Origin of the sequence: Meridianimarinicoccus marinus, assembly GCF_040689105.1 — a bacterium.
Classification (GTDB): Bacteria; Pseudomonadota; Alphaproteobacteria; order Rhodobacterales; family Rhodobacteraceae; genus Meridianimarinicoccus; species Meridianimarinicoccus marinus.
The window spans coordinates 139543-151607 of the sequence record NZ_JBFBVU010000003.1 but is presented as its reverse complement, the minus strand read 5'-3'; the positions used below and the strand labels follow the sequence as shown (position 1 = coordinate 151607).

Below are 12065 nucleotides of genomic sequence, written 5' to 3'. Positions count from 1 at the left end.
CGGCCGGTTGCGGCCCCGGCGGATCATCATCGCACCAGAACGAAAAAGGGCAATTCTCATGGCGGACACCACGACCCCGGACATTGTGTATACCATTGTAGACGAAGCGCCGGAACTGGCGAGCGCCTCGTTCCTTCCGATCATCCGGTCGTTCACCAGCGCCGCCGGCGTGTCGGTGGGCACCAAGGATATTTCGGTCGCGGGCCGCATTCTGGCGACCTTCCCCGAGCGTCTGACCGACGCGCAGCGCGTGTCCGACGATCTGGCCGAACTGGGCCAGCTGGTGAAGACCCCGGACGCCAATGTCATCAAGCTGCCCAACATCTCGGCCTCGATGCCGCAGCTGAACGCCGCCATCGCCGAGCTTCAGGCCAAGGGCTACGACATCCCGTCCTACCCGAACGATCCCGCGACTGACGAAGAGCAAGACATCAAGGCGCGTTACGACGCCATCAAGGGCTCGGCCGTGAACCCGGTGCTGCGCGAAGGCAACTCGGACCGCCGCGCCGCCAGGGCGGTGAAGAACTTTGCCCAGAACAATCCGCATTCGATGGGGAAATGGTCGCCAGACAGCAAGACCAAGGTCTCGTCGATGCCGGGCAACGACTTCTACGCCAACGAGAAATCGGCCACCATCACCGCCCAACAGGCGGGCGACGCCCGGATCGAATTCGTCGGCACCGATGGCGCGGTTACGGTTCTGAAGGATGGCTGGACGCTGGACGAAGGTACCGTCGCCGATGCGACCTTCCTGTCGGTCAAGGCGCTGGCAGATTTCCTTGGCGCCGCGATCGAGGACACCAAGGCCGACGGCACCATGTTCTCGCTGCACATGAAGGCGACGATGATGAAGGTCTCGGACCCGATCATCTTCGGCCATGCAGTCAAGGCGTGGCTGGCGCCGATCTTCGCCAAATACGGCAGCGCGCTCGAGGCCGCAGGGGTCAACCCGAACTCGGGCATGGGCGACGTTCTGGCCCGTATCGCCACCCTGCCGAACGCCGCCGAGATCCAGGCCGAGATCGACGCCCTGACCGCCGAACGCCCCGCCATGTACATGGTGGACAGCGACAAGGGCATCACCAACCTGCATGTGCCGTCCGATGTGATCATCGACGCCTCGATGCCAGCGGTGATCCGGGCTGGTGGCAAGGGCTGGGATGCGGCGGGCAACAAGGGCGACACCAATTGCGTCATCCCCGACCGCTGCTATTCCACGGTCTATGACGAAAGCATCAAGTTCTTCAAAGAGAACGGCGCGCTGGACGTCACCAAGGCCGGGTCCGTGGCCAACGTTGGCCTGATGGCCCAGAAGGCCGAGGAATACGGCAGCCATCCGACCACCTTCGAGGCGCCCGCCGATGGCACCATCCGCATCGTTCTGGCCAATGGCGAGACGCTGCACAGCCACGACGTGGAGGCTGGTGACATCTGGCGGTCCTGCACCGTCAAACAGGCCCCGATCGAGAACTGGATCCAGCTGGCGCTGGACCGTCAGCGCCTGACCGGCTCGGAAGCGATCTTCTGGCTGGACGCGAATCGCGCCCATGACGCCGAGCTGATCAAATACGTGACCCCGGCGCTGGACGCCGCCGGCGTGGCGGACAAGTTCCTGATCATGGCGCCGCGCGAAGCGACCCGGCAATCGCTGGAAACCATCACCGCGGGCAAGGACAGCATCGCCATCACCGGCAACGTGCTGCGGGACTATCTGACCGACCTGTTCCCGATCCTCGAACTGGGCACCTCGGCCAAGATGCTGTCCATCGTCAAGCTGATGAACGGCGGCGGGCTGTTCGAAACCGGCGCGGGCGGTTCGGCCCCCAAGCACGTGCAGCAGCTGATGGAAGAAAACCACCTGCGGTGGGATTCCATGGGCGAATTCTGCGCGCTTGGCGAAAGCCTGAACTTCCTGGCCGACAGCAAGGGCAACGCCAAGGCCGGTGTTCTGGGCAAGGCGGCCGAAGCGGCGACGCAGGGGATCCTTGACGACAACCGCTCGCCCTCGCGCAAGGTCGGAGAGCCCGATAACCGCGACAGCCACTACTGGTTTGCCCGCTACTGGGCCGAAGCCCTGGCCGCGCAGACCGAGGATGCCGAACTGGCGGCGCATTTCGCGCCCATCGCCAAGGACCTGGCCGAGAAGGAAGCGGCCATCCTGGCCGAACTGGCGGCAGCGCAGGGGGCGCCGGCGGATCTGGGCGGCTACTACAAGACCGACCCGGCCAAGACCGCAGCCGTGATGCGCCCCAGCGCCACGCTGAACGCCATCTTCGGCTAAGCGCCTGCAGGTGAAAAAGAACCGGGCCGCTGCAAGAGATTGCAGCGGCCCTTTTTCGTGTTCGGTGCCAGGGTGCGTCGGGGGGTGTCCCCGCAGTCTGCGGCTCAGAAATCCAGGTTGGCGACGCTCAGCGCGTTGGCCTGGATGAACTCGCGGCGCGGTTCGACCACATCGCCCATCAGCTTGGTGAAGATATCGTCGGCTTCGGCCACATCTTCGATCTTGACCTGCAACAGGGTGCGGTATTCCGGGTCCAGCGTGGTTTCCCACAGCTGACTTGGGTTCATCTCGCCCAATCCCTTGTAGCGTTGCAGGGTCAGCCCCTTCTCGCCTTCGACCAGGATTGCTTTCAGCAGGTCCAGCGGGCCGTAGATTTCGGTCGCCTTGTCGCGGCGGTACAGGGTGGCAGGCTGGCCATAGACCTCTTGCAGGGCCTCGGTGAGGCCGCCCAGACGGCGCGCCTCGCCCGAGCGCAGGACATGGCCGTCCAGCGTGCGCACCTCGTCGACGCCGCGTACGGCACGCACCAGGCGCAAGCCGCGATCCTGCGTCGGCCGTCCGACCCAGCCGCGTTCGTATTCCAGCGAGATCAGATCCAGCCGCTGCGCCACCGTATTGGCGGTGCCCTGAATGTCGGCATCCACCGCACCTGGCAGGAAGGCCCCGGCTATGGCCGCTTGCTCAAGGATGTGTTGCGGATAGAGCGTCGGGAAGGCGCCCAGTACCCGGCGGGTCTTGCGGGCCTCTTCCACCACGCGCAGCAGATCCTGCCCGACGATTTCCTCGCCCGAGCCAAGCCGCAGCATGGCCCCGTCGATGCCCATCTCGATCAGGTAATTGTCCAGTTCGGCCTGATCCTTCAGGTAGCGTTCGGACTTCCCGCGCGACACCTTGAACAGCGGCGGCTGCGCAATGTAGAGGTATCCGCCCTCGATGATCTGGGGCATCTGCCGGAAAAAGAAGGTCAGCAGCAGGGTGCGGATGTGGGCGCCGTCCACGTCCGCGTCGGTCATGATGATGATCTTGTGATAGCGCAGCTTGTCGATGTCGAATTCATCGCGCCCGATGCCGGTGCCAAGGGCGGTGATCAGCGTGCCGATCTCCTGGCTGGACAGCATCCGGTCAAAGCGCGCGCGTTCCACGTTCAGGATCTTGCCGCGCAGGGGCAGCACCGCCTGATTGGCCCGCGCCCGACCCTGTTTGGCCGATCCGCCGGCAGAGTCACCCTCGACCAGGAACAATTCGCGGGCGTGGGGTTCGCGCGCCTGACAATCGGCCAGCTTGCCGGGCAGCGAGGCGATGTCCAGCGACGATTTCTTCCGCGTCAGTTCCCGCGCCCGGCGGGCGGCTTCGCGGGCCAGCGCGGCTTCGATGATCTTGGTGGCGACGGTTCTGGCCACCACCGGGTTTTCGTCAAACCATTCGCCCAGTTTCTCGTTCACCAGGCTTTCCACCGCCGGGCGCACTTCCGAGCTGACCAGCTTGTCCTTGGTCTGGCTTGAGAATTTCGGATCGGGCACTTTCACCGACAGTACGCAGGTCAGCCCCTCGCGGGCATCGTCGCCGGTGAAGTTGATCTTCTCTCGCTTGGCGATGCCGCTGGAGTTGGCATAGAGGTTCAGGGTCCGCGTCAGCGCCCCCCGGAAGCCCGCCAGATGGGTGCCGCCGTCGCGCTGGGGGATGTTGTTGGTGAACGGCAGCACCATCTCGTTGTAGCTGTCGTTCCACCACATGGCGACTTCGATGCTGATGCCGTCCTTCTCGCCGGTAATGAAGATCGGTTCTTCCATCAGCGGGGTCTTGGAGCGGTCCAGGTAGCGGACGAATTCCATGACGCCGCCGTCATAGTGCATTTCCGCCACCAGCGGCTCGGCGGGTCGTTCGTCGCGCAACTCGATGCGCACGCCCGAGTTCAGGAAGGCCAGTTCGCGCAGGCGGTTTTCCAGCGTCTTGAAGCTGTACTCCAGGTTCGAGAACGTGTTGGTCGAGGCCATGAAGCGGACCTCGGTGCCGGTGCGGTCGCCGGCCTCGCCCACGACCTTCAGATGCTCGACCGTTTCGCCGTGTTCGAAGCGGGCAACATGTTCCTTGCCCTCGCGCCAGACGCGCAGTTCCAGCCAGTCGGACAGGGCGTTCACCACCGACACGCCGACGCCGTGCAACCCGCCCGACACCTTGTAGGAATTCTGGTCGAATTTCCCGCCTGCGTGCAACTGGGTCATGATGACCTCGGCCGCCGAGACGCCCTCTTCCTCGTGGATGCCGACGGGGATGCCGCGGCCGTTGTCGCTGACCGAGACGCTGTTGTCGGCGTGGATCGTGACGGTCACGCGGTCGGCATGTTTGGCCAGCGCCTCGTCAATGCCGTTGTCCACGACCTCATAGACCATGTGGTGCAGGCCCGAGCCATCGTCGGTGTCGCCGATGTACATCCCCGGACGTTTGCGGACAGCTTCCAGGCCCTTGAGAACCTTGATGGAATCCGCGCCGTATTCTTCAGGGGATTGTTTGGTTTCGACCATGCGTGCTGCCCTTCATATCGTTGTCATCTTATAGGCGGACGGGCCGGGATTGTCACGGGCAAGGCCGCAAATTTACGCGCTATGTAAAGGGGATGAGGCAGCCGACGGCGATCATCAGCCCGCCGGCCACAAGGTTGGTCCGGCGCAGTGCCTTGGGCGAGGTCAGCACCCGCCGGATCCGGTCGATGAAGGCGGCGAGGACCAGGTTGCCGATCAGCGGAACCGCCATCGACAGGCCCACGATGGCGGCGATGTCGGCGCCGCTCAGCCGGGTCAGATCGAAGAAGCCCGGCAGGATGCCCATGTAGAACAGGATCGCCTTGGGGTTGCCGAGGATGACCGCCAGCCCGGCCAGAAACCCGGCCAACAGGCCGGGGCGGGTCAGGCGGCTGTCGGCGGACAGGTTGCGGTCGGCATGACGGATCAGGTTGACCCCCATGATCCAGAAGACCGCCACCCCGACAAAGCGCAGCACCGTCATGAAGCCCGCGAATTCCTGGGCGATCCAGCTGACCCCCAGAATGGCCAGAAACGGCCACAGCGCGTCACCCACGACAACCCCCAGGGCCAATGGCCAGGCGGCCGGAAACCCGCCGGACAGGGCGCGTGCGGACAGCGCCAGCCAGACCGGGCCGGGGGTCAGGAACAGGGCCAGAAGGGCGGCGGCATAAAGCGCCAGATCGGAAAGGGACGCGGTCATCGGGACGGGATAGTCGGGCCGGTCCCGTCGTACAATGGGGGCGATGTCATTGCGGCTGGACCGGATCGACCCGGCTGGTACCCGCGTCCTCGGACACCGCCAGATGCTGGCCCCGCGGCCCCAGCGCGTCGAACAGATGGGCGTCGGTGGCGGTCATCCAGGCCTGCGCGCCCAGGGCGCAGATCTCGTCATACAGGGCGGCGCGGCGGGTTTCGTCCAGATGCGCCGCGATCTCGTCCAGCAGCAGCACCGGGGCGGCGCCGTCGCGGTCGCGCAGCGCGCGGGCGTTGGCCAGCACCAGCGAGATCAGCAGCGCCTTCTGCTCTCCGGTGGAGCATTGCGCGGCCTCGACCCCCTTGGCGCGAAAGGTGGCGTGCAGGTCGGCGCGATGCGGGCCGGTCAGGCTGCGCCCGGCGCGCAGGTCGGCGGCGCGGCTGCGGGCCATGGCGGCGGCCAATGCATCCTCGGTGTCGCCGGGATCGGCCTCCTCGGGCCAGTGCAGCGCCAGATCTGAGGTTGGAAAGGCGGTTTCTGCGCCCTCCTGCGCCGCCGCGATCCGCCCCAGGGCCGCTTGCCGGTTCTGGATCATGCGGGCCCCGGCCTCGGCCATCTGCGCCTCAAGCGCGTCGTACCAGCGTGCGTCGCGGGCCTGATCCTTCAACAGGCGGTTGCGGTCGCGCATGGCCTTGTCATAGGCCAGCGCGGCGCGGGCATGATCGGGAAAGAAGCTGAGCGTCATGCGATCCAGGAACCGCCGCCGCCCCTCGGCGCCGTCCAGCCACAGCCGGTCCATGCTGGGCACCAGCCAGAGCATCGGGACGAGCCGCCCCAATTCGGTCTGGGCGGCGGGTTTGCCGTCGGTACGGGTGCTGCGCGGTTGCCCGGCCTCGGCGCGAATGTCGATCTCGTGCTTCTGCGCGCCCAGGTCGATCAGCGCGCCGACGCGCCAGCCCAGCTGTTCGGGGCGGCGCACCAGTTCGGCCGCCGTGGCCCGGCGCAGCCCGCGCCCCGGCGACAGCAGGGAAATGGCTTCCAGAAGGTTGGTCTTGCCCGCGCCATTGGGGCCGAACAGGGCCACAGGCCGCGCGTCCACATGAACCGAAGCGCGCAGGTGCGACCGGAAATGCGACAGGGTCAGGTGGGTGACGGCACGGGTCATGCGGGCGGCGCCGCGGGCCCGGTGTCAGGCCGCGGCCAGCGGGTCAGACCCGCATCGGCATCACGACATAGACCGCCGAGTCGTCGCTGCCTTCGCGCATCAGGGTCGGATCGCCCGCCGAGTTGAACAGGAACACGGCGTTTTCGCGATCCACCTGGCTGGCAATCTCCAGCAGGTACTTGGCGTTGAAGCCGATCTCCAGCGGCTCGTCGCCATAGGATACCGCCAGTTCTTCTTCGGCGGCGCCGCTGTCGGGGGCATTGACCGACAGGGTCAGCCGATCTTCCTCCAGCGCCAGTTTCACGGCGCGCGAACGTTCCGAGGACACGGTCGCCACGCGATCCACGGCGCGCGCGAAATCCGAGGCGTCCACTTCCAGCTTGCGGGTATTGCCCACCGGAATGACGCGGGTGTAATCGGGGAAGGTGCCGTCGATGACTTTCGAGGTCAGGGTGATGTCGGGGGTGGCAAAGCGCACTTTGGTTTCCGACACCGACACCGCGATCTCGGCGTCGTCATCCTCCAGCAGCTTGCGCAACTCGCCCACGGTCTTGCGCGGTACGATCACGCCCGGCATGTCGTCGGCTTTCGGCGGCAGCGGCGCGTCGATCCGGGCCAGGCGGTGGCCGTCGGTCGCCACGCAGCGCAAGGCCGGCTGGCCGCCCGCATCGGCCACATGCATATAGACGCCGTTCAGATAATACCGGGTTTCCTCGGTCGAGATGGCGAATTTCGACTTGTCGAACAGGCGCTTCAGGGTGCCGGCGGTGGCGGTGAAATTGGCCGCGTATTCGGCGGTGGCCATCACCGGGAAATCTTCCTTCGGTAGCGTGGCCAGGGTGAACTGGGCGCGCCCGGCTTCGACTTTCAGGGTGTTGCTGGTGCTGTCGGCGGTCAGTTCGACCAGCGCGCCATCGGGCAGCTTGCGCACGATCTCGTGGAAGGTGACGGCGGACACCGTGGTGGCGCCGGCCTGATGGACCTGCGCCGGGGCGGTGTCCAGAACCTCGATGTCCAGATCGGTGGCGCGGAACCGCACGGCCGCGCCTTCGGCTTCGATCAGGACGTTCGAGAGGATCGGGATGGTGTTGCGCCGCTCGACGACGGATTGCGCCTGGGACACCGCTTTCAGCAACGTGCCGCGTTCGATACTCAGTTTCATGCCACGGTCCTCAGCTCACAAGGGAGTGTGACGCTAGCGGATTTCTGACATGGTACAAGCCGTTTTCTGCGATTTTTTACGGGTTTTCCACGCTCTGGCGGACTCAGGCTTCCAATGCCCGGCGCAGCAGCTCCAGATCATCTGCCACCTGACTATCTTTTTGGCGCAATTCCTCGATCCGCTTGACGCCGTGCATGATCGTGGTGTGATCGCGGCCGCCGAACTTGCGCCCGATCTCGGGCAGCGAGCGCGAGGTCAGGGTCTTGGACAGATACATGGCGATCTGGCGCGGGCGGGCGATGGTGCGCACGCGGGTCGGGCCGATCAACTCGCTCAGGCGGATGTTGTAGTGTTCCGACACGCGGCGCTGGATCTCCTCGACGGTGACCTTGCGTTCCGAGACGCGCAGCACGTCCGACAGGCAGTCCTGCGTCATTTCCATGGTGACCTCGCGGCCGCAAAGATTGGCCAGCGCGCAAAGCCGGATCAGCGCGCCTTCCAGAACCCGCACATTGGTCGAGATGCGATGCGCGAGGAATTCCAGCACGCCCGAGCCGATCACCAGACCGGGATACTGCTGGGCGTAGACCTCGACCTTCTGCTGCAGGATGCCGAGGCGCAGCTCGTAATCGGTGGGGTGCAGGTCCACCACCAGACCGCATTGCAGGCGCGACTTGATGCGCTCCTCCATCTCGGTCATCTCGCCCGGCGCGCGGTCGCCCGAGATGATGATCTGCTTGCGCTGATCCACCAAGGCGTTGAACGTATGGAAAAATTCGTCCTGGGTACTGTCCTTGCCGGCGATAAACTGCACGTCGTCCACCATCAGCACATCGACCGAGCGGAACAGTTGCTTGAAGTTCATCATCTCGCGTTCGCGCAGCGCTTGCACGAAGCGGTACATGAACTGCTCGGCGGAGAGATAGACGATCTGAAGCTCGGGCTTGTTCTTCTGCAATTCCCAGGCAATCGCGTGCATCAGGTGAGTCTTGCCCAGCCCGACGCCGCCATAAAGGAACAGCGGGTTGAAATTCACCGGGCCACCTTCGGCCACGCGGCGGGCGGCGGCATGGGCCAGCTCGTTCGGCGGGCCGACCACGAAACGGTCGAAGGTATAGCGGGCATCCAGCTTGCCGCCGGGTTCTTCGACGCGCGGCGCGGGGCCGGGGGCCTGAACCTCGGGCGCTGCCAGGGCAGGGGCTGCGGCCACGGCGGCAACTTCGGCGGTGGCCATTAGGGGCGCATCGACGTTGGCGGCTGCGGCGATCGGACTGCCGGCCAGACGAACATCGAATTCGATGCGGCGCACATTGGCCCCGGCCGAATGCAGATGGGCCAGGATCTTGTCGGCGTAGTTCCGGTTGACCCAGGTGCCGATGAAGTTGGTTGGAACGTGAAAATGGGCGACGCCATCTTCGAAGGTATTGAACTCAATCGGGCTGATCCATGTCTTGTAGTTGTGATCGCCCACCGACTGCCGAAGTGCGAGTTGAACCTCACCCCAGATTTCGTTTGTCATTCTTTTCAGCCCATTCGTTCTTGTCCGCGTGCCTGGCGCGGGTGCCCCTGTCCTGCTTTCACACATCCAGACAAACCTCTCCCGCCCGGTCGAAACCGGTATGTCGCCACGCGACACGGCCCGCTTGCCCCGAGCCCGGGATTCGCACTGCACCAGCACCCCGGAAAACCGGGAGTCACCGCGCAGGGCGGTCTGCCAAATAATGGACACGCTTCGATTGAACGGATGCCCTTACCCGTCCAAAGCTGGCCCCTCCTCCGGTGAAAACACCGAACACAGCCAGAGCTTACGTCACCTCAAACCGGTCAGAACCGGCCAATCATCCGTTACCCCCGCAAGGATCAACTTCCATTTCGTGGTGCGTATCTCATGTCCCCCAAAGACGATGTGAATCGCAGGATGACACTAGCAATCGGGCCTCGTCTGGCGCAACAGAACTTACACATTGACATGTCGATTGCCGAAATCGAATCCAGATTTTGGAAAAATCAAAATAAAAACAATGGGGTGGATGCGTGCGATTCTGGACACACGGCAGACAAGAAAAAAGGAGGCCCAAGCGGACCTCCCTCGACACGGTTTCCCGTTAAGGTTGTGTTAACCGATTGCCTTGACGCGGGCCGACAGGCGCGACATTTTGCGCGATACGGTGTTCTTGTGGAACACACCTTTGGTCACGCCGCGCATCAGCTCGGGCTGAGCTTCGCGCAGAGCGGTGGACGCTGCATCCTTGTCCCCCGATGCAATGGCTTCTTCGACATTGCGCAGGAAGGTGCGGATACGCGACCGGCGCGCCTTGTTGACGGCGTAGCGACGCTCGTTCTGGCGGGCGCGCTTTTTGGATTGGGGCGTATTAGCCATAGTCGTTCTTCCCAGTTTTGGGGTGAAATCCGATGAAGCCAGCCGTCTAGACGCGACTCGCCGGCAAGTCAACCGCCTTGCGCCGTTTTCCCGCTACTTGTCGCGGAACTGCGGGTCGCGTTTCTGGGCGAATGCCTCCATGCCCTCGGTCTGGTCGGCGCTGGCGAACATCATGTGGAAGGTCCGGCGTTCGAACAGCAGCCCGTCGGCCAGCGACATTTCCTGGCTCTGGTTCACGGTTTCCTTCACCGCCATGACGGTGATCCGCGACTTCTCGGCGATCTTCTGTGCCGCTGTGCGCGCCTCGTCCAGCAGGGACTTGCCCGGCACCACGCGGCTGACCAGACCCGAGCGCTCGGCCTCTTCGGCCTTCATGAAGCGGCCGGTCAGATGCATGTCCATGGATTTCGCCTTGCCCACGGCGCGGGTCAGCCGCTGGGTCCCGCCCAGAGCGGCGTTCACGCCGAGGTTGATCTCTGGCTGGCCGAATTTCGCCGATTCCGCCGCGATGATGAAATCGCACATCATCGCCAGTTCGCAGCCGCCGCCCAGAGCATAGCCCGACACCGCCGCGATGATCGGCTTGCGGCAGTCCTGAAACTGCCGTGTCAGCGGGCCGAAATGGTCGGTGGTATAGACATCGACGAAGGATTTCTCGGCCAGTTCGGTGATGTCCGCCCCGGCTGCGAAGGCCTTTTCGTTGCCGGTGATGATCGTGCAGCGAACCTTGTCGTTCCCTTCGATCATGCTCAACGCATCGCACAGCTCGCCCATGAGTTGGATGTTCAGGGCGTTCATTGCCTCGGGGCGGTTGAGCGTGATCAGCGCGACGTGGTCTTCAATCTCGAGGATCAGCGTCTCGTAGGCCATGGGTACCTGCCATAACAGTTTCAGCAGCCCCACGCCTTAGCAGGCGATTTGCGGCGGTTTCAAGCTATCTTTGACAGGCCGGGCAATAGAAACTGGAGCGTCCCGATTGCACGATCCGCCGGATGGTGCCGCCGCAGCCGGGTTGCAGGCAGGGGCCGCCTTCACGGCCATAGGCTTGAAAACTGTGCTGAAAATAGCCCAACTCGCCGTCCGGTTGCCGGTGGTCCTTCAGGGTCGAGCCGCCAGCGGCGATGGCCTCTTGCAGAACTGCCCGAATGATGGGCACCAGCGCGGCCACGCGCGCAGCGGAAATCTTGCCAGCCTTGCGGGTCGGCGCGATTCCGGCGCGATGCAGCGCTTCGCAGACATAGATGTTGCCCAGCCCTGCCACGACCCGCTGATCCAGCAGCGCCGATTTGACCGGCGCGGCGCGGCCCTTGAAGGCGGCCACCAGATGCGCCTCGTGAAAGAGGTTGCCCAGCGGTTCGGGGCCCAGCCCGGCCAGCAGGCGATGCTGCTCGACCGTTTCGGTCGGTGCCAGATCCATCGCGCCGAATCGCCGGGGGTCGTTGAAGACCACCTGCGCGCCCTGATCGAAGGACAGCACCACGTGATCGTGTTTCTGCGGGGCCGGGTGGACGTGATGAAAGCCGCCCGGTTGCGACGCGGCGGCATCGGGGGCCGAGATCAGCACCCGCCCTGACATTCCCAGATGCCAGATCAGGGTCTCGCCGCCCGAAAGATCGCACAGGATGTATTTTGACCGCCGCCGCAGGGCCATGACCCGCTGTCCGGTCAGTCGCGCCGCCATGTCGGGCGGAAACGGCCAGCGCAGGTTGGGGCGGCGCACCTGCGCCGTGGTGATGACCCGCCCGGTCATGACGGGTTCCAGGCCGAGGCGCACGGTCTCGACCTCGGGCAATTCGGGCATCACGGACTCCTGCGGCTGAATGCATAGGGCGGACGCGTTGTATCGGCGCGCCAGCGCCCT

The 12065-nt window shown here is 64.7% G+C and carries 9 protein-coding genes; 1 reads left to right on the top strand and 8 read right to left on the bottom strand.

The window, feature by feature from the left end; all coding sequences use genetic code 11:
* The first annotated feature begins 58 nt into the window (after window positions 1-58).
* Window positions 59-2281 carry an NADP-dependent isocitrate dehydrogenase gene (locus AB0T83_RS04215; protein ID WP_366191795.1) on the top strand — a complete coding sequence of 741 codons (2223 nt, stop codon included), beginning with the start codon at window positions 59-61 and terminating at the stop codon, window positions 2279-2281.
* A 104-nt stretch (window positions 2282-2385) separates the two neighbouring features.
* Here AB0T83_RS04215 and gyrB read toward each other — a convergent pair whose 3' ends face one another.
* The 8 genes from gyrB to mutM form a co-directional block, all read right to left on the bottom strand.
* Window positions 2386-4803, bottom strand: coding sequence for a DNA topoisomerase (ATP-hydrolyzing) subunit B (gene gyrB / locus AB0T83_RS04210; RefSeq protein ID WP_366191794.1), 2418 nt, complete (start codon window positions 4801-4803; stop codon window positions 2386-2388).
* A gap of 79 nt (window positions 4804-4882) precedes the next feature.
* Window positions 4883-5503 (bottom strand): LysE family translocator, encoded by a 621-nt coding sequence (locus AB0T83_RS04205; protein WP_366191793.1) that lies wholly within the window; start codon window positions 5501-5503, stop codon window positions 4883-4885.
* Between the two features lie 46 nt (window positions 5504-5549).
* Window positions 5550-6662, bottom strand: coding sequence for a DNA replication/repair protein RecF (recF, locus tag AB0T83_RS04200; protein ID WP_366191792.1), 1113 nt, complete (start codon window positions 6660-6662; stop codon window positions 5550-5552).
* A gap of 43 nt (window positions 6663-6705) precedes the next feature.
* Window positions 6706-7824 carry a DNA polymerase III subunit beta gene (gene dnaN, locus AB0T83_RS04195; protein WP_366191791.1) on the bottom strand — a complete coding sequence of 373 codons (1119 nt, stop codon included), beginning with the start codon at window positions 7822-7824 and terminating at the stop codon, window positions 6706-6708.
* A gap of 103 nt (window positions 7825-7927) precedes the next feature.
* Window positions 7928-9343, bottom strand: coding sequence for a chromosomal replication initiator protein DnaA (gene dnaA / locus AB0T83_RS04190; RefSeq protein ID WP_366191790.1), 1416 nt, complete (start codon window positions 9341-9343; stop codon window positions 7928-7930).
* 597 nt (window positions 9344-9940) lie between these two features.
* The gene (gene rpsT, locus AB0T83_RS04185) at window positions 9941-10204 is read right to left on the bottom strand and encodes a 30S ribosomal protein S20 (RefSeq protein WP_193140358.1); all 264 of its coding nucleotides are present in this window, start codon (window positions 10202-10204) and stop codon (window positions 9941-9943) included.
* A gap of 93 nt (window positions 10205-10297) precedes the next feature.
* Window positions 10298-11074, bottom strand: coding sequence for an enoyl-CoA hydratase-related protein (locus AB0T83_RS04180; RefSeq protein WP_366191789.1), 777 nt, complete (start codon window positions 11072-11074; stop codon window positions 10298-10300).
* A 64-nt stretch (window positions 11075-11138) separates the two neighbouring features.
* Window positions 11139-12005, bottom strand: a complete 867-nt coding sequence (mutM, locus tag AB0T83_RS04175) for a bifunctional DNA-formamidopyrimidine glycosylase/DNA-(apurinic or apyrimidinic site) lyase (protein WP_366191788.1) — start codon at window positions 12003-12005, stop codon at window positions 11139-11141.
* Window positions 12006-12065: the final 60 nt, after the last annotated feature.